This is a genomic window from Ruegeria sp. N4, from assembly GCF_056531425.1.
The window spans coordinates 81,121-98,080 of sequence record NZ_JBQFLT010000013.1 but is presented as its reverse complement, the minus strand read 5'-3'; the positions used below and the strand labels follow the sequence as shown (position 1 = coordinate 98,080).

17 protein-coding genes and 1 tRNA gene are annotated in these 16,960 nt (G+C 60.1%); 13 read left to right on the top strand and 5 right to left on the bottom strand.

Annotated elements, in window-relative coordinates; translation table 11 throughout:
- Window positions 1–42: 42 nt before the first annotated feature.
- Window positions 43–186 carry a hypothetical protein gene (locus tag ACR0LW_RS17925; protein ID WP_480883694.1) on the bottom strand — a complete coding sequence of 48 codons (144 nt, stop codon included), beginning with the start codon at window positions 184–186 and terminating at the stop codon, window positions 43–45.
- A gap of 157 nt (window positions 187–343) precedes the next feature.
- Between ACR0LW_RS17925 and ACR0LW_RS17920 the strand changes: the two genes are divergently transcribed.
- From ACR0LW_RS17920 to iolB, 11 genes are all read left to right on the top strand, one after another.
- The gene (locus ACR0LW_RS17920) at window positions 344–655 is read left to right on the top strand and encodes an ETC complex I subunit (protein WP_170452229.1); all 312 of its coding nucleotides are present in this window, start codon (window positions 344–346) and stop codon (window positions 653–655) included.
- Entirely contained in the window at window positions 656–1,132 is a 477-nt protein-coding gene (locus ACR0LW_RS17915) for a GNAT family N-acetyltransferase (protein ID WP_170452227.1), read from the top strand.
- A 21-nt stretch (window positions 1,133–1,153) separates the two neighbouring features.
- Window positions 1,154–1,230 (top strand) — tRNA-Arg (locus ACR0LW_RS17910).
- A gap of 559 nt (window positions 1,231–1,789) precedes the next feature.
- Window positions 1,790–2,803: an inositol 2-dehydrogenase gene (gene iolG, locus ACR0LW_RS17905; RefSeq protein WP_480883692.1), complete on the top strand. Its 1,014-nt coding sequence runs from the start codon at window positions 1,790–1,792 to the stop codon at window positions 2,801–2,803.
- Between the two features lie 123 nt (window positions 2,804–2,926).
- Window positions 2,927–3,868: a sugar ABC transporter substrate-binding protein gene (locus ACR0LW_RS17900; protein WP_170452223.1), complete on the top strand. Its 942-nt coding sequence runs from the start codon at window positions 2,927–2,929 to the stop codon at window positions 3,866–3,868.
- A 74-nt stretch (window positions 3,869–3,942) separates the two neighbouring features.
- Window positions 3,943–5,055 (top strand): ABC transporter permease, encoded by a 1,113-nt coding sequence (locus ACR0LW_RS17895; protein WP_170452221.1) that lies wholly within the window; start codon window positions 3,943–3,945, stop codon window positions 5,053–5,055.
- 1 nt (window position 5,056) lies between these two features.
- A complete protein-coding gene (locus ACR0LW_RS17890) occupies window positions 5,057–5,875 on the top strand; it encodes an ATP-binding cassette domain-containing protein (protein WP_170452219.1) in 819 nt (272 codons plus the stop codon).
- Window positions 5,876–6,027: 152 nt separating this feature from the next.
- On the top strand, window positions 6,028–7,860 hold the full coding sequence (gene iolD / locus ACR0LW_RS17885) for a 3D-(3,5/4)-trihydroxycyclohexane-1,2-dione acylhydrolase (decyclizing) (RefSeq protein ID WP_170622337.1): 1,833 nt from the start codon (window positions 6,028–6,030) through the stop codon (window positions 7,858–7,860).
- Window positions 7,857–8,756 (top strand): myo-inosose-2 dehydratase, encoded by a 900-nt coding sequence (gene iolE, locus ACR0LW_RS17880; RefSeq protein ID WP_170622338.1) that lies wholly within the window; start codon window positions 7,857–7,859, stop codon window positions 8,754–8,756. The genes iolD and iolE overlap by 4 nt, the downstream gene beginning before the upstream one ends.
- A gap of 49 nt (window positions 8,757–8,805) precedes the next feature.
- The gene (locus tag ACR0LW_RS17875) at window positions 8,806–9,987 is read left to right on the top strand and encodes a phytanoyl-CoA dioxygenase family protein (protein WP_480883689.1); all 1,182 of its coding nucleotides are present in this window, start codon (window positions 8,806–8,808) and stop codon (window positions 9,985–9,987) included.
- Between the two features lie 45 nt (window positions 9,988–10,032).
- Complete coding sequence (iolB, locus tag ACR0LW_RS17870; RefSeq protein ID WP_480883687.1) at window positions 10,033–10,839, top strand: 5-deoxy-glucuronate isomerase; 807 nt, start codon at window positions 10,033–10,035, stop codon at window positions 10,837–10,839.
- Window positions 10,840–10,887: 48 nt separating this feature from the next.
- Here the strand turns inward: iolB and ACR0LW_RS17865 are convergent, their stop codons facing one another.
- The 3 genes from ACR0LW_RS17865 to iolC are packed head-to-tail and all read right to left on the bottom strand — an operon-like array spanning window position 10,888 to window position 13,535.
- Window positions 10,888–11,724 carry a class II fructose-bisphosphate aldolase gene (locus ACR0LW_RS17865; protein ID WP_480883685.1) on the bottom strand — a complete coding sequence of 279 codons (837 nt, stop codon included), beginning with the start codon at window positions 11,722–11,724 and terminating at the stop codon, window positions 10,888–10,890.
- Window positions 11,721–12,557 carry a 5-deoxy-glucuronate isomerase gene (locus ACR0LW_RS17860; protein ID WP_480883683.1) on the bottom strand — a complete coding sequence of 279 codons (837 nt, stop codon included), beginning with the start codon at window positions 12,555–12,557 and terminating at the stop codon, window positions 11,721–11,723. Before ACR0LW_RS17860 ends, ACR0LW_RS17865 begins: the two co-directional genes overlap by 4 nt.
- A gap of 9 nt (window positions 12,558–12,566) precedes the next feature.
- Window positions 12,567–13,535: a 5-dehydro-2-deoxygluconokinase gene (gene iolC / locus ACR0LW_RS17855; RefSeq protein ID WP_480883746.1), complete on the bottom strand. Its 969-nt coding sequence runs from the start codon at window positions 13,533–13,535 to the stop codon at window positions 12,567–12,569.
- 125 nt (window positions 13,536–13,660) lie between these two features.
- On the opposite strand from iolC, the gene ACR0LW_RS17850 reads away from it, so the two are divergent.
- On the top strand, window positions 13,661–14,764 hold the full coding sequence (locus tag ACR0LW_RS17850) for a Gfo/Idh/MocA family protein (RefSeq protein WP_480883681.1): 1,104 nt from the start codon (window positions 13,661–13,663) through the stop codon (window positions 14,762–14,764).
- 36 nt (window positions 14,765–14,800) lie between these two features.
- Complete coding sequence (locus ACR0LW_RS17845; protein WP_480883679.1) at window positions 14,801–15,934, top strand: Gfo/Idh/MocA family protein; 1,134 nt, start codon at window positions 14,801–14,803, stop codon at window positions 15,932–15,934.
- On the opposite strand, the gene ACR0LW_RS17840 is transcribed toward ACR0LW_RS17845, so the two are convergent.
- Complete coding sequence (locus ACR0LW_RS17840) at window positions 15,935–16,936, bottom strand: LacI family DNA-binding transcriptional regulator (protein ID WP_480883677.1); 1,002 nt, start codon at window positions 16,934–16,936, stop codon at window positions 15,935–15,937.
- Window positions 16,937–16,960 lie beyond the last annotated feature (24 nt).

Here is a 16,960-nt window from a genome sequence, read left to right as displayed (position 1 = left end):
TTGTCCAACTGCAAGTCCTGATCTGGTTTTTGAAAACGCCTTTCAGTAATACGCAAGCCCACCGTCCGGGATTTGATCCGATTGCACCTGTGGCGGAAATTCGTCAGTGTTCATAAACCGGCTTAGAACGGCCCGGTTGGCCTCGGGCCGGGCATCGATTTCAAGGGTTCTTTCGTGGTGGATCAAGTTGCAATCCTCATCATGAGCTGAACCCTTTTTAGGCCACGTTGATGACAGTTTCTGGCATCAGTCGGATCGCTGAAACCCGCGACAATTGCGGACTTGTCCGCGCCGCTCGCGTGGCGCATAAACATGATCAGCCAAGTGAGGACGGAGAGGCGACATGCGCGCACGGATTTACCAGCCTTCAAGAAATGCGATGACCTCGGGCATGGCAAAGACCCGCAAATGGGTTCTGGAATATGCCCCCGCCTCGGCGCGCGAGGTTGATCCGCTGATGGGCTGGACCTCGTCCAATGACACGCAGACTCAGGTTCGGCTGAAATTCGATACCAAGGAAGAGGCGCTGGAATACGCCAAGGATAACGGTATCGAGGCGCAGGTCAGCGAGCCGCATAAGCGCAAACCCAACCTGCGCGCCCGGGGCTATGGCGAGAACTTCGCCACCGACCGGCGCGGCCCCTGGACGCACTGAGTGATCGACATTCGTCAGGCCGACCCCACATCGGACGCTTTGCGCCCGGTGGTCGAGGCGCATTTTGCCCATAGCCAAACGGCTGGCCCTGCGGAAAGCAATCATACAATGGATGCCGATGCGCTGTCCGGGTCGGGGATCCGGTTTTGGGCCGTTTATGACGGCGATCAACCGGTGGGATGCGGGGCGCTGAAGCTGTTGCCGGACCAAACGGCCGAGGTGAAATCGGTGCACATCCTGTCACAAGCGCGCGGACGCGGGCTTGCGCGCGCGATGATGGATCATCTTGCGGAACACGCCCGGTCGGAAGGGTTATCCGCGCTGGTTCTGGAAACCGGCGCGGCGCATTTGCCGGAATATGACGGCGCCCGCAAACTGTACGAAGCATTGGGATATTCCTATTGCGGCCCGATCTACGGCTATGAGGATGATCCCAACAGCGCCTTCATGCGCTTGGGCCTTGAACCCCGCCCGTAAAAACCGCAAGAAGGGCGCAGCGGTCCCTTAGCTCAACTGGATAGAGCAGCTGACTTCTAATCAGCAGGTTGAGGGTTCGAGTCCTTCAGGGATCGCCATTTCCAACCGATGCAACCGACCCATCGCGCGCGAAATCTCGTTTGTGTGATCCGGGTCACTGACCGGCCCCACAGAATCAGTCAAAGTGACCCTATTGATGAGTTGGCGTCAGTTGGTTTTATGACGTGAGTTTTTTTAAAGTTCTCCCCAAGACACTTGGCGCGTTTGTTTCAAACGCGCCATTTTCTTTTGGCCTTGGGGGAGGGTGAGGGGCTGGGTGAGGGGGTCAGGCCAGCCCCTCGTAAGGGGTTACTGAGTGGTAGTGTAATCCGCTGACCTCAAATTAGCCCAAGTCTCGGGCCGCGGATATTGGGGGATTCCCGTACGGATCGCCTTTTCTGGTCGGATTTTCTGCGATTTCCCACAAAATTCGAGCGATTTTCGGGGCCTTTGATCAAAACAGGGCCAACCTTAGGCGTGAGTCCGACGGGTGATTCCCATCCGTCAAAAGGCGCTTGGCCTGTGTTTGCCTGTTTCCTCGTGGCATCCCGAAAAAAAATCTTGCAACCGGTTGCAAAGAGCAACATTGTGACGCCAAGTAAGATTCGGGAGAATTACATGCTGAAGGTCGGGCTGCTTGGTGCTGGTCGTATCGGACGTGTCCACGCGCAAGCCATTACGTTGCATTCGGAAAGCAAGCTATGTGCGGTGTCGGACGCAATGGCCGAAGCCGCGACGCAACTTGCCGAGGCGCATGGCGCGCAGGTGCAAAGCTCGGACGAAATTATCGATAACCCGGATATTGATGCGGTACTGATCGCAACGCCGACCGACACGCATTCGGACCTGATCGAGGCTGCAACGCAGGCAGGCAAGGCGGTTTTGTGCGAAAAGCCGGTCGATCTGGACCTGCAGCGGGCGCTTGACTGCCAGACTGTTGTGGCCGGGCGCAAGCCACCTGTCATGATTGGGTTCAACCGCCGGTTTGATCCCAACTTTTCCGCGATGAAGGCCGCTGCCGACGCAGGTGAGATTGGCAAGGCTGAGCTGTTGTCGATCACCTCATTCGATCCTGCACCCCCGCCGGTCAGCTACATCAAGGTTTCGGGCGGGCTGTTCCGCGACATGATGATCCACGATTTTGACATGGCGAACTATCTGATGGGGGAAATCCCTACGTCTATTTCCGCCGTCGGGTCCTCGGTCGTGGACCCTGAGATCGGGCAGGCCGGGGATGTTGATACCGCTGTTGTCACAATGACTTACGCCGATGGTCGGATCGCGGTCATCAAGAACTCGCGCCGTGCGGCATATGGTTATGACCAACGGGTCGAAATGCTGGGATCAAAGGGACTGCTGCAGGCCCAGAACATGCTGGAAAACACGGTGATCAAATCGACGGCGGACGGTGTTGTCGGGGCCAAGCCTACCTACTTTTTCCTTGAACGCTATATGCCTGCGTATCGGGCCGAATGGGATGCATTTGTCCAGGCCGCAACGTCGGGCGCGGCGGTTCCGGTGACCCTGGACGACGGTGTCACCGCGCTGGCCATGGCCGAAGCGGCAACGCAATCCGCACGGTCGGGCGCACCCGTCCAAATGGCGGAAATTTTGAAACCGGTTGCAAAATGAGCGAATTTCTTCAAACTGAAAACGGCTCGGTACCACTTCCGGCTACGACAGATTCGGTCCGACCGAGTGAATGGGGCGGATAGCCCAGGACAAAAACAGACGGTTTTTATGGGAGGAAACCAAATGAACAAGTTTGTGAAACGAGTGCTGATGGCCAGTGCTGTGGCGGTTGCGGCGGCCACGGGCGCTGCGGCGGAAGGCGAAAAGTACATCCTGGTCAGCCATGCCCCGGACAGCGACAGCTGGTGGAACACGATCAAGAACGGCATCGCGCTGGCGGGTGATCAGATGGGTGTCGAGGTCGAGTATCGCAACCCGCCCACCGGCGACATCGCCGACATGGCGCGGATCATCGATCAGGCGGCAGCCTCGGGGCCGAACGGGATCATCACCACTCTGGCCGATTATGACGTGTTGAAAGGTCCGATCACATCTGCCGTGGACTCGGGCATCGACGTTATCATCATGAACACCGGCACGCCGGATCAGGCGCGCGAGGTTGGCGCGTTGATGTATGTCGGCCAGCCCGAATATGACGCCGGTCTTGCCGCCGGTCAGCGCGCGAAAGGTGACGGCGTTACCAAATTCCTGTGCGTGAACCACGCGATCCAGCAGCCCACGGTGGGTGAGCGTTGCCGCGGTTTTGCCGATGGTCTGGGTGTTGAACTGGGCGATGCGATGCTGGACAGCGGCACCGACCCGGCGGAAATCAAGAACAAGGTTCTGGCCTATCTGTCCGCGAATCCGGATACCGATGGCATCCTGACTCTGGGTCCGGTGTCGGCTGATCCCACCGTGGCGGCACTGAAGGAAAACGGCATGGCCGGTGACATCTATTTCGGCACCTTCGATCTGGGTGAGGAAATCGTCAAAGGCATCAAGGACGGCACCATTCAGTGGGGCATCGACCAGCAGCCCTTCCTGCAGGCCTATCTGCCGGTCGTGATCCTGACCAACTACCATCGCTATGGCGTTCTGCCGGGCAACAACATCAACTCGGGCCCTGGTTTTGTGACCGCAGACGCCCTTGAAAAAGTCGAGGAACACGCGGGCGAATACCGCTGATCCCAACCGGGTGGCGCCAGGGCGCGCCACCCGCCTGACTTCAATCCGCACCTTTCAAATCGTGGAGGCACCCCATGTCCACCACCCAAGTCGCTGACGAACGCGTCAAGGAAATGTCCGCGCTGCGCCGCTGGCTGATCCGCCCCGAGCTGGGCGGGATCGTTGGAACCGTCGCAGTCTTTACCTTCTTTCTTCTATTCGCCGCCGATTCCGGCATGTTCAACGCGCAGGGCGTGATGAACTGGGGCACCGTGTCCGCTCAGTTCATGATTATCGCTGTTGGCGCGTGCCTACTGATGATCGCGGGTGAATTCGACCTGTCCGTCGGCTCGATGATCGGCTTTTCGGGCATGATGATTGCCATCTTTCTGGTGATCCTGGGCTGGCCCGCCTGGATCTCGATCATTGTGACTTTCATTCTGTGCATGCTGATCGGTGCCTTTAACGGCTGGATCGTGATCCGCACCGGGCTGCCCAGCTTTATCGTGACGCTGGCGGCGCTGTTCGTGCTGCGGGGCTTTACCATCTATCTGCCGCAAACCTTCGAGAACAAGACCATTATCGGCGGTATCCGCGACGCGGCAGAGGGCGACTGGCTGGCCCCGATTTTTGGCGGGAAAGTTCTGCAGGGGCTGTTCGTCTGGCTGGGCGATAACGGCATTATCGCCACGTTCGAACGCGGTACGCGCGCCGGTCAACCTGTTGTTGACGGTATCCCCATGCTGATCGTCTGGGCGATTGTCATCATTATCTTTGGCCATGTGCTGCTGACCAAAACCAAGTTTGGCAACTGGATCTTTGCGGCCGGTGGCGATGCCGAGGCCGCGCGAAACTCGGGTGTGCCCGTGAACAAGGTGAAAATCCTGATGTTCATGTTCACCGCCTTTTGCGCCACCGTCTTTGCGACCTGTCAGGTCATGGAATTCGGTTCGGCCGGGGCGGATCGTGGTCTGCTGAAAGAGTTCGAGGCAATCATCGCCGTGGTCATTGGTGGCGCGTTGCTGACCGGCGGCTATGGCTCGGTTCTGGGCGCGGCGCTGGGTGCGCTGATCTTTGGTGTGGTGCAGCAGGGGCTGTTCTTTGCAGGCGTCGAAAGCTCTCTGTTCCGGGTGTTTCTGGGTGTGATCCTGCTGGGTGCGGTGATCCTGAACACCTATATTCGTCGCATCATCACAGGAGAACGCTGAGATGACCGAAGACACCAAATTCCACCACGGCGACTCGCAAGAGCAAAAGCCGATCATCCGTATGGTCGACATCCAGAAACACTTTGGTTCGGTGATCGCGCTGGCTGGCGTCAGTTTCGACCTGAAACCGGGGGAATGCCATTGCCTACTGGGAGATAACGGCGCAGGTAAGTCGACCTTCATCAAAACCATGTCCGGTGTGCACAAACCCACCGCGGGCGAGATTTTCTTCGAAGACAGGCCGATGCATTTCGAAGACCCGCGTGACGCCATTTCAGCGGGTATCGCCACGGTGCACCAGCATCTGGCCATGATCCCGTTGATGAGCGTCAGCCGCAACTTCTTCATGGGCAATGAGCCGACGCGCAAAGTGGCCGGTATCAACTTCTTCGACAAGAAACTGGCGGACGAGATCACCATGGAAGAGATGCGCAAGATGGGCATCAACCTACGTGGCCCGGATCAGGCCGTCGGCACCCTGTCAGGCGGGGAACGTCAGACCGTTGCGATTGCCCGCGCCGTGCATTTCGGTGCGAAGATCCTGATTTTGGACGAGCCGACCTCCGCCCTTGGGGTGCGTCAGACCTCGAACGTGCTGGCGACGATCGACAAGGTGCGCAGTCAGGGCGTGGGCGTCGTGTTCATCAGCCACAACGTCCGCCACGCGTTGGCGGTGGGCGACCGCTTTACCGTGTTGAACCGGGGGCAGACGCTGGGCACCGCAAAGCGGGGTGAGATCACGCCTGAGGAGCTTCAGGACCTCATGGCTGGCGGTCAGGAACTGGCCGAACTGGAAGGTTCGTTGGGCGGGACCGTTTAAAACACCGGTGCCCCGCAGACATGCGGGGTGCCCGATCATTCAGTGGTGCAAGGCCACACTAAAATCACAGGTCAGATTGGGTGGCCTGGAACCTTCAGAAATGTGAAAACCGACCTAAAGCCCATGGCGGCTTCGTGTTGAAAGGGATCATGATGAGCAAGACAGTCCGACTGACCGCGGCGCAAGCTCTGGTGCGCTATCTCGGGGCGCAGATGAATGAGGCCGGAGAGCCCTATATCGCCGGAGTCTGGGCCATTTTCGGCCATGGCAACGTGGCGGGTCTGGGTGAGGCTTTGCACGCCGTCAAGGACAGCCTGCCGACCTATCGTGGTCACAACGAACAGACCATGGCCCATTGCGCGATTGCCTATGCCAAGCAGATGCGCCGCACGCGGGCGATGGCCGTGACCTCATCCATCGGGCCGGGGGCCACGAATATGGTGACAGCGGCGGCATTGGCTCATGCGAACCGACTGCCGGTACTGATCATCCCCGGCGATGTGTTTGCCTCGCGCGGTCCGGACCCGGTGCTGCAGCAGATCGAGAATTTTGGCGACGGCACGGTCAGCGCCAATGACTGTTTCCGCCCGGTCAGCCGCTACTATGACCGTATCTCGCGCCCCGAACACCTGTTGACCGCGCTACCGCGCGCCTTCCGTACCATGACCGACCCGGCAGATTGCGGTCCGGTGACGCTGGCCTTCTGCCAGGACGTGCAGGCCGAGGCCTACGACTACCCCGAAAGCTTCTTTGAGCCCCGCGTCTGGTATCAGCGCCGCATCCGCCCGGACGAGGGCGAACTGGCCCGCGCCGTTGCCGCGATCAAGGCGGCGAAGCGCCCGGTCATCGTAGCCGGAGGCGGGGTGCATTACTCGGGCGCGACCGATGCGCTGCAAAGCTTTGTTGAAACCCACAACATCCCCGTCGCTGAAACGCAGGCGGGCAAATCGGCCTTGGCCTGGGACCATCCATTGAATCTGGGGCCCATTGGCGTCACCGGTGGAGAACCGGCCAATGATGTCTGCGCCGAGGCTGATCTGGTTCTTGCGGTTGGTACGCGGTTGCAGGATTTCACCACCGGGTCATGGGGCCTGTTTTCGAACCCCGAACGCGAGATGATCTGCCTGAACACCGCAGCCTATGACGCCGAAAAGCACGGAGCAATGCCATTGCAATCCGACGCACGCGTGGGCTTGCAAGAGCTGGGCGCAGGCTTGCAGGGCTACAGCGCCGATCCAGTGGCCGATACCCTGAAAGCCGATTGGTTCGGCAAGGTCGACAAGCTGACCGACGCGCCCGGCGACGGGAATGCTCTGCCTACCGACATGCAGGTGATTGGCGCGGTTCAGCGGGCCTCGCACAACGACACGGTTGTAATGTGCGCCGCCGGAACAATGCCCGGTGAGTTGCACAAGCTGTGGAAGGCCCCACGCCCCGGCGCCTATCACATGGAATACGGGTTCAGCTGCATGGGGTATGAGATCGCAGGTGCGATGGGTATCAAAATGGCCCAGCCCGAACGGGACGTGATCTGCTTTACCGGCGACGGCACCTATATGATGGCGAACTCGGAAATGGCCTCTGCCGCGATGATGGGCGTGTCTTTCACTGTTGTCATCACCGACAACCGGGGCTTTGGCTGTATTAACCGCTTGCAGATGGGCACCGGCGGGGCCGAGTTTAACAATCTGCTGGATCACGCGGTGCATGAGACACCGTCGGCTATTGATTTTACCGCCCACGCGGCGGCGATGGGGGCGACCTCGGTCAAGGTCAGCTCGATTGCTGACTTGGAAGAGGCTTTGGCCAAGCGTGCCGACATCAAAGGGCCTTATGTGGTGGTCATCGACACCGATCCGTACCCGTCCACCGAATACGGCGGTACCTGGTGGGAGGTTGCGGTGCCCGAGGTCTCAATCCGCCCCGAAGTCAACGAAAAACGCGCGGCCTATGAAGTTGCGATCAAGGAAAGAAATACGAAATGAGCGTGAAGATCGGTATCTCTCCGATTGCCTGGCAGAATGACGATCTGCCCGACCTTACGGCAGCCTATACCATGGAACAGGCGCTGAAAGAGGCCAGAGAGATTGGTTATACAGGCGTCGAGCGCGGCCAGCGGATGCCCGGCGATACCCAAGGTTTGCGCGCCTATCTCGACGGCAACGACATCGCCCTGTGCGGCGGTTGGTGTTCCGGTGCGTCGCTGGTCAACGACTTCGCGACCGAACGTGAGGCGGTGCGCGAACAGGTCGAGCAATTCGTGGCGCTGAACAGCCCGTGCATTGTCTATGCCGAATGCTCGAACACCGTGCAGGGGCAGATGGGCACGCCGGTCAATCACCGTCCGAAACTGTCGAAGGATGAGGTCAAGGCCTACGCAGCCAAGATCACCGAATTGGCGAAATGGATGGCCGATCAGGGGATGCCGATGGCCTATCACCACCACATGGGCACGATCATCGAAAGCGAGGATGACGTGAACTGGCTGATGGAGGGATCGGGCCCCGAGGTGAACCTGTGCTTTGACACTGGCCATCTGCTGTTTGGCGGCGGCGATGTGATGGCAACCCTGAACCGCTGGGGCGACCGGGTGCATCATGTGCATTTCAAGGACATCCGCCCTCAGATCGTGCAGACAACTCGCGAGAATGACCATTCTTTCCTGGATGCGGTGGTCGGCGGCGCTTTCACCGTTCCAAGCGATGGTTGCATCGACTTTCAGGCGGTCGCAAACGCGCTGAAAGCGATGGATTACGACGGCTGGATCGTGGTCGAGGCCGAACAGGACCCGGCCAAGGCACCGCCCTATGAATATTCCAAGATGGGCTACGACCACATTGTCGAGGTTTGCACACGGGCGGGATTGGAGATCACGGCGTAACACCCAGCCCCAAAGGGCAACACCAAAAGCCATGAGAAAGGAGACTGTCATGGTGACTCAACAGCTTGGATATGTCGGCTATTTCGACCGGGAATCCTGTGGTCTGGATGAATTCAAGGTGTTGACCGCTCAGAACCTCTTGGCTGAAACGGTGCCTTTTGCGGCCTCCGTCGAAAAGAACGTGCCCGTCTATGACATGCAGGCGCTGCGTCAGATGTTGGAACAGCCTGATACACGCCGGGCTTTGCTGGCGGAGTGGGGCTGGGTTCTGGACAAATCCGCTGGTGTGATCGCTTTGAAAGGGGCATATCCGGACACCTCGATCATTGATCGGGCGACGGATGTGTTCCGTCAGATTATCGAGCAAGAACGCCTAAGCGGGGCGGGTGAGGGTGATCATTTCGCCGCCTCAGGCGCGAATGACCGGATTTGGAACGCGTTGCAAAAACAATGCCTGCGCGACCCCGAAGGCTTTGCGCTCTATTTCGGGAACACGGCGATCTCGGCGGCTTGTGAAGCATGGCTTGGACCGAACTATCAGGTGACGGCGCAGATCAATCAGGTGCGCCCCGGTGGCAAGGCGCAACAGGCGCATCGGGACTATCACCTGGGGTTTCAAAGCGCGGACAGTGCAGCCCGATACCCGGCCCATGCGCATCTGGTAACAGCCTCGCTGACGCTGCAGGGCGCAGTTGCGCATTGCGACATGCCGGTAGAAAGCGGTCCGACCAAGCTGCTACCGTTCTCGCAGCTCTACCCGCCGGGCTACCTGGCTTTCCATGATGAGGCCCACCGGGCGCATTTCGAGGACAGCTATATCCAGCTCCCACTGGAAAAGGGCGACGCGGTGTTCTTCAACCCGGCCCTGTTCCATGCGGCGGGCGAGAACAGCAGCACCAACATTCACCGCATGGCGAACCTGCTGCAAATCTCATCTCCCTTCGGGCGTGCGATGGAGGCGGTGGATCGTCAGGCGATGTCGCTGGCAGTGTTCCCGTCACTGGTCGCCTTGAAGCAGCGCGGGGCGTTGGACGCTGCGCAGTTGGAGGCCGCGATTGCGGCCACGGCTGAGGGTTATCCTTTCCCTACCAATCTGGACACGGACCCTCCGGTCGGGGGCAACGCGCCTGAAAGCCAGGCGGACATACTGCGCCGCGCTGTTGCGGAAGGCTGGACCGAGGCGCAACTGTCCAAGGTTCTTTCGGCCCTGAACCAAAGGCAAGCTGCCTGAAACAACAATCGGGCGGCCCGAATGGCTGCCCGCAAGGAGAACAAAATGGCAGATCTGCTCAAGAAACCCTTCGGCACGCGCGGCAAGGTCCACGATATCACCCCGGCCAGCGCCGGGTGGCGGTATGTCGGGTTTGGTCTCTATCACTTGCGGGCCGGTGACACGGCGTTTGAGGCCACCGGTGATCGTGAGGTCATTCTGGTCATGGTCGAGGGGAAGGCACAGATCACCGGGGCCGGGCAGGATTGGGGTGTTCTGGGTGACCGGATGAACGTGTTCGAGAAGACGCCACCGCATTGCCTGTACCTGCCGAACGGAACCGAATGGGAAGCGGTGGCAGAAACCGATTGTGTCATCGCTGTCTGTTCGGCACCGGGCAAAAGCGGTCATGCGGCGCGGCGTATTGGCCCTGATGGAATAACCTTGACCGAACGCGGCAAGGGCGTGAACACGCGCTATATCAACAACATAGCGATGGAGGCGGAGGACTTCGCCGACAGCCTGCTGGTGACCGAGGTCTTCACGCCAAATGGCCACTGGTCGTCCTATCCCAGTCACCGCCACGACGAGGACGATTATCCCCGGATCACCTATCTGGAAGAGACCTATTACCACCGCCTGAACCCGTCCAACGGCTTCGGCATCCAGCGGGTCTATACCGATGACGGCCAGTTGGATGAAACGATGGCGGTGTCTGATGGCGACGTCGTGACCGTCCCGCGCGGCCACCACCCCTGCGGCGCGCCCTATGGGTTCGAGATGTACTACCTGAACGTCATGGCCGGGCCGCTGCGAAAATGGCGGTTCGTCCCGGCCCCCGAGGTCGAGTGGATCATGGAGCGTGACGCTTAGCGCCTGCTGGAAACCGGGCCCCGTCATTCCGGGGCCTTTTTGCTTCTATCACTGCGCCGGTGCACCAAAAGCGCGGATCACCATGCGCGCAGCAGCCTCGACCGGGTCATGCGTTTCCTTCAGGATGGTCACGCGGTCGAACCTGTCGGGGTCTGCGTTCACGGCCTCGCGCAGGGCCTGACCAAAGGCCATGCGCAGTTCGGTTCCGATGTTGAACTTGCAAATTGCGGTTTCGCGGGCGAGGCGCGCGCGCTGTTCGACCGGTACGCCCGACCCACCATGGATGACCAGCGGAACCTCGGTCATGGCGTCAATCTGGCGGATGCGATCTTCGTCCAGGCCGCCCTCTTTGTTCTGTTGCAAATGGACGTTGCCGACCGAGATCGCCATCGCGTCCACGCCGCTGTCGCGGGCGAACTGCGCAGCCTCGGTCGGGTCGGTCCCGTTCGAGCCTTCGCCGCCGGAATAACCCACGAACCCGATCTCGCCCTCGCAGGAAATGCCCGCCGCGTGGGCCATCTCGGCAATTGCGGCAGTCTCGTCGATGTTCTGCTGCAGGGGCTTGCGCGATCCGTCGAACATCAGCGAGGTAAAGCCGCTGTCCAGTGCGATCTTGCACTCCTCAAACGTATAGCCGTGATCCAGGTGGGCCACTACCGGCACCGAAGCGTTCTCGGCCAGATGCCGGAACATCTTACCCAGAATAGGCAGGGGGGTGTGCTCGCGGCAGCTGGGTCCGGCTTGCAGGATCACTGGGGCATTTTCGGCCTCGGCCGCGGCCACATAGGCGCGCATGTCTTCCCAGCCGAGGGTCACAAGCCCGCCCACGGCATAGCCTTGTTCGTAGGCCGGTTGCAGGACGTCTTTCAGAGTGACGAGGGTCATTTGAACTTCGCGATCATGTCTTTGATGCCCGGAATCGTTTCGATCTGATAGGCATGTGTTGGTTGGAAATACTGCACCAGAGACCGCTGGCTGAGACCGCCGAGGATGGTGAAGTAATACATCTCATACCCCGGCAGCACGCAGCAGGGGTGATAACCCTTGTCGATGCAGATCGTCGAGCCATCGACGATGTGGTAGGCATCGCCCGGCTCGTTGTCCTCGCGCTGCAGCATTTGCAGGCCCGAGCCCCAGTTGGGCTTGAAGCGGAAGTTATAGGTCTCGTCGTGGCGCGATTCATCCGGCAGGCGGTTGGTGTCGTGCTTATGGCTGGGAAAACCTGACCAGCCGCCCTGACCAACCGTGAACAACTCGCTCACCAGCAGGCGACCGACCTTGTCATGTTGTTTCTGGCCAAGGATGTGTTTGATTTTACGATGGGTTTTGGTGTCATCGCTGCCATATTGCACAAGGTCATGTTCGCGCACGTCGAAAGGATCCAGCACCTTGTCGAACTTTGCGCCCGCGATGAAAACCTCGGCCTTGTCCGATACACAGACCAGTTGTGCCTTGGCCCCGACCGGAACGTATACGCCCTCGGGTTCACCGTCCCAGACATCCTCGCCCCGGTTGCCCAGCTTGGGGAATTGCACCCCCTCGACTTCGACATCGGCGCTGCCGGTGGCGGGCACGATGCAGGTCTCATACCCCGGTACCTGATATTCGAACGCCTCGCCACGGCGCAGTTTGACGATGTTGAAATAGTTCAGCGGCACCGTCGGATCGTCGGCATCCACAATGGGTTTGTTCTGGTTGTCATAGGGCGCGATGTGCATGGGAAACTCCTATGTGGTCGGGCCGGGATGATCGGCAAGGAACGCATCCAGTTCCGGGGTTGTGGGCATGGCGGGGGCGCAGCCGGGATTGGAAACCACGATGGACGCACAGGCTGAACCGCGCAGGACCGCCTGTTCCAGCGACGCGCCAGCAGCGATCGAGGCCAAAAGACCGGCCATGAAACTGTCACCCGCGCCAACGGGTTTGATCGCATCGACCGGGAAGATGCCTGTTTGAATCTCTTGCCCGTCGGTCAGGGTCACGGCACCCTTTTCGCCCATCTTGTAGATGACAACCCGGCCCGGTTTCGAGGCCAGTTCCCGGGCCTTGTCGAACCCTTTTTCGATGCCACCGGCCATGAAGCCGAATTCTTCATCATTGCCGACGATCAGGTCGCTGGCCTCACCAGCGCGGGACAGAACGTCGGCGGCCACTTCGGGTGAGGGCCAGCTATAGGGCCGGTAATCGACATCGAAAATCACCGGCAACCCGGCTTTGTGTGCATTGTCAAAGGCGCGGAACGTGGCGCTGCGCGAAGGTTCCGAGGCGAACACCGTTCCGGCGGACAGGACAGCCGAGAATTCGCCATAGTTGACCCGGTCAACGTCCTCTTCGGTCACCTGGAAATCGACGGCCCCGTTGCGATAGATGACGTTCTGGAAATTCTCGGTCCGGCTTTCATACAACGCCAGAGAGGTGCGATATTCGCCCCCCAATATGCGGATATAGGACGTATCCACCCCGTAATGCCGCAGCCGGTTCAGGCAAAAGCGCCCGATTGCATCATCCGAGACCGAGGTGACCAGCGATGCCTGACTGCCCAGCTTGACCAGACCCGCGCAGATATTGGCCGAGGATCCGCCTAGATCGGCATGGAACGTTTCGGCATCCTCGCTTTTGACGTTGATGGGATCGGCAAACAGGTCCATGCCAGCACGCCCGAAAACCGCAAAACGGTTCCCTTTGATACCGTCCATCAAAGCGCTCACGTCATATTCCTCCGGCTTAGGGGCGTCGGCAAAGTTTGGACCTTGCGTTGAATCGATTCACACGATACTGATTTTGCAACCGGTTGCAAATGATATGTTCGGAGCCGTGACAGATGCCTGAAATCGGAATTGGAATCGTTGGTGGCGGCTATATGGGCAAGGCACATTCCGTTGCCATGTCCGCCGTTGGTGCGGTGTTCAACACGGCGCTCAGACCTCGGCTTGAGGTGATCTGCGCGTCCACGCCTGCAAGCGCCGAGCGGTATCGGGAAGCCTATGGATTTCAGCGCGCGACCCATGACTGGCGCGCTTTGGTCGAGGACCCAAGGGTCGAGGCTGTGGTGATCGCGTCGCCGCAGGAAACCCATCGCCAGATCGCCGAGGCGGCTTTTGCTTTGGGCAAGCCGGTTTTGTGCGAAAAACCGCTGGGCGCGTCGCTTGAGGACAGTCAGGCGATGGTCAACGCTGCCGAGGCTGCGGGTGCCGTCAATATGGTCGGTTTCAACTATATCCGCACGCCAGCCAGCCAGTACGCCCGCCAGTTGATCGCCGAGGGCGAGATTGGCGACGTCACCTGGTTTCGGGGCGAGCATACCGAGGATTTCTATGCCGACCCGCAAGCCCCCGCCACATGGCGCACGACGGGCATGGCGAACGGCACGATTGGCGATCTGGCCCCGCATATGGTGAACGGCGCGATGGCTTTGATCGGACCAATTGCGCAGGTCATGGCCGATGTGGAAACCGTGCACCGCACGCGCCCCGGCGGAGAGGTCACAAATGACGACCACGCGCAGATGATGTGCCGGTTTGAAAATGGCGTGATGGGGAACCTCTATTTCAGTCGCGTCGCGACGGGGCGGAAGATGGGCTATGCCTATGAGATTTCTGGCACAAAAGGCGCAATCCGCTTTGATCAGGAAGATCAGAATGCCCTGTGGCTTTATCGGCGCGAAGGGCCCGAGGCGCAGCGGGGATTCACCAAAATCCTGACCGGCCCGACGCACCCGGATTACGAACCCTTCTGTCAGGGACCCGGCCACGGCACCGGCTATCAGGACCAGATCATCATCGAGGCCAAGGATTTCCTGCAGGCTATCCACACAGGCGAAGCGATCTGGCCCACCTTCCGCGACGGGCATCAGGTCAACCGGGTGCTGGCGGCGGCGCTGGCCTCATCGGACCAGCGGCAGTGGAAAAACATCAGCGATTTCTGATCGCTTAACGATACAATCGATAGAGAGACCAAGACCATGGCAAAGCTGAAATGGGGCATGATCGGCGGTGGCGAAGGCAGCCAGATCGGGCCCGCCCACCGGTTGGGCGCGCAGGCGGACGGGATGTTCGAATTCGCCGCAGGCGCGCTGGATCATCGGCCCGAGGTGGGCCGTGAATATGCGCAACGGCTGGGTATTGCTGCTGATCGCGCCTATGGCGATTGGCAAGAGATGCTGGCAGGGGAGAAAGACCGCGACGATCGCGTCGATCTGGTGACGATTGCCACGCCAAACTCGACCCATTTCGAGATCGCCAAGGCGTTTCTGGAAGCCGGGTTCAACGTGCTGTGTGAAAAGCCGATGACGATGACGGTGGAAGAAGGCGAAGAGATCGTTCGCGTCGCAGAAACCTCGGGCAAGATCTGCGCGGTCAACTATTGCTATTCGGCCTATCCGATGGTTCGTCAGGCCCGTGCCATGGTGCGGGCGGGTGATATTGGCATGGTCCGTCTGGTTGTCACCAATTTCAGCCATGGGCACCACGGCGATGCCACGGATGCCGACAACCCGCGCGTGCGCTGGCGCTACGATCCGGCGATGGCCGGTGTCTCGGGTCAATTCGCAGACTGTGGCATTCATGCGCTGCATATGGCCAGTTTCATCTGCGATGACGAGGTGAAGTCCTTGTCCGCCGATATGGCCTCGACCATCTCCAGCCGGGAACTGGAAGACGACGCGATGGTGAATTTCCGGATGGAGGGCGGCACGGTCGGGCGGCTCTGGACTTCCTCCGTGGCTATTGGGCGGCAGCACGGGTTCGACATTCAGGTGTTTGGCGAAACCGGTGGGCTGCGCTGGGCCTCCGAACAGCCGAACCAGTTGATTTACACGCCTGTCGGTGGACGCACCCAGATCATCGAAAAGGGCGAGGGCGGGCTGCATGATGAAGTGCAACGTCTGTCTCGGGTGGCGATCGCGCACCCCGAGGGCTTTCCGCTGGCCGTGGCCAATATCTACTGCGATCTGGCCGACGCGATCCGAGGTGAGACGCGCGACGGCTTGCCCGGCGCTGCGGATGGGGTGCGGTCTATCGCGGCAGTCCACGCCGCTGTCGCGTCCGGCAAAGAGCAGGGTGCGTGGAAAGACGCCCGCCCGCCGATGTTTCGCTGATCAAGGGCGGGGCCGCCGCAACGTGCCGCGCTCGATCACCCGACAGGGGAAAATCCGGGCCTCAGGGTATCTATGAGGCTCTTTCAGCATTTCCTCGACCAGATCGACCGAGGACGTGATGATCTGTTTGATCGGCTGGTGAATGGTCGTGAGATCGACGCTTTCCCACCGGGCCATTTCCATGTCGTTCAGGCCGATGATGCCGATGTCCTTGCCGGGTTTCAGCCCATGATCCTTGAGCGCTGACAGCGCACCGACAGACAGGATGTCGTCGCCGCAGAAATACCCTTCGGCAGGGTTGCCTTGCAGCAGGCGCAGCATTTCCGCGCGCCCCGCCTCGAACGAGTAATTATCCGCGAAAGAATGCGACACGTCGAGGTCGGGGTGCTGGTCGGTTTCCTCGATAAACCCCCGATACCGATCCATGGCCGAGGTCGCATCTTTTGGCCCGCCGAGATAGCCGACGCGCTTGTACCCGCGCGAAACAAGCTCTCGCGCCGCCATGCGCCCGCATTCGACGTTATCGATGCCGACCACATGCACCTCGGGCGAGGTCGCCGACCGTCCGAAGGTATGCACAACCGGCACGCCCGCATCGTGGAACGCTTTGGCAAAACTGGGGGGCAGGGTTGATGACGCGACAATGACCGCATCGACTGAATACTGACGCAGCATTCGCACGGAATTGGCAGGCTCGGTCTCGTCCGTCAGGTTTACGATCAGCGGGCGCAAGCCGCGCTCCTGCAGCGCGCGGGTGAACTGGTCGAACACCTCAAGAAAGATCGGGTTGTGGAAGTTGTTGGAGATCAGGCCGATCAGCTTGGTCCGCCCGGTCGTCAGCGATGAGGCCAGCGCATTTGGGCTGTACCCCAATTCTCGCGCCGCTTTCTCGACCTTGCTGCGCGTTTTGGCCGAGACCGAGGCCCCTTCGGTAAAGGTGCGCGAAACGGCGGATCGGGACACCCCGGCAAGCGCCGCAACATCTTTCAAAGTCACGCTCACAGGGCGTACCGTTCATGCGGGTGG

Bases quoted from the DNA above. Each gene is read 5' to 3' on its own strand.
- ACR0LW_RS17860 (WP_480883683.1), bottom strand. From the start codon at position 12,557: ATGCACATCGCGCCCTATGACAACCAGAACAAACCCATTGTGGATGCC.
- ACR0LW_RS17895 (WP_170452221.1), top strand. From the start codon at position 3,943: ATGTCCACCACCCAAGTCGCTGACGAACGCGTCAAGGAAATGTCCGCG.
- iolB (WP_480883687.1), top strand. From the start codon at position 10,033: ATGGCAGATCTGCTCAAGAAACCCTTCGGCACGCGCGGCAAGGTCCAC.
- ACR0LW_RS17865 (WP_480883685.1), bottom strand. From the start codon at position 11,724: ATGACCCTCGTCACTCTGAAAGACGTCCTGCAACCGGCCTACGAACAA.
- ACR0LW_RS17900 (WP_170452223.1), top strand. From the start codon at position 2,927: ATGAACAAGTTTGTGAAACGAGTGCTGATGGCCAGTGCTGTGGCGGTT.
- ACR0LW_RS17875 (WP_480883689.1), top strand. From the start codon at position 8,806: ATGGTGACTCAACAGCTTGGATATGTCGGCTATTTCGACCGGGAATCC.
- ACR0LW_RS17850 (WP_480883681.1), top strand. From the start codon at position 13,661: ATGCCTGAAATCGGAATTGGAATCGTTGGTGGCGGCTATATGGGCAAG.
- ACR0LW_RS17845 (WP_480883679.1), top strand. From the start codon at position 14,801: ATGGCAAAGCTGAAATGGGGCATGATCGGCGGTGGCGAAGGCAGCCAG.
- iolD (WP_170622337.1), top strand. From the start codon at position 6,028: ATGAGCAAGACAGTCCGACTGACCGCGGCGCAAGCTCTGGTGCGCTAT.
- iolC (WP_480883746.1), bottom strand. From the start codon at position 13,535: ATGGACGGTATCAAAGGGAACCGTTTTGCGGTTTTCGGGCGTGCTGGC.
- ACR0LW_RS17890 (WP_170452219.1), top strand. From the start codon at position 5,057: ATGACCGAAGACACCAAATTCCACCACGGCGACTCGCAAGAGCAAAAG.
- ACR0LW_RS17920 (WP_170452229.1), top strand. From the start codon at position 344: ATGCGCGCACGGATTTACCAGCCTTCAAGAAATGCGATGACCTCGGGC.
- iolE (WP_170622338.1), top strand. From the start codon at position 7,857: ATGAGCGTGAAGATCGGTATCTCTCCGATTGCCTGGCAGAATGACGAT.
- iolG (WP_480883692.1), top strand. From the start codon at position 1,790: ATGCTGAAGGTCGGGCTGCTTGGTGCTGGTCGTATCGGACGTGTCCAC.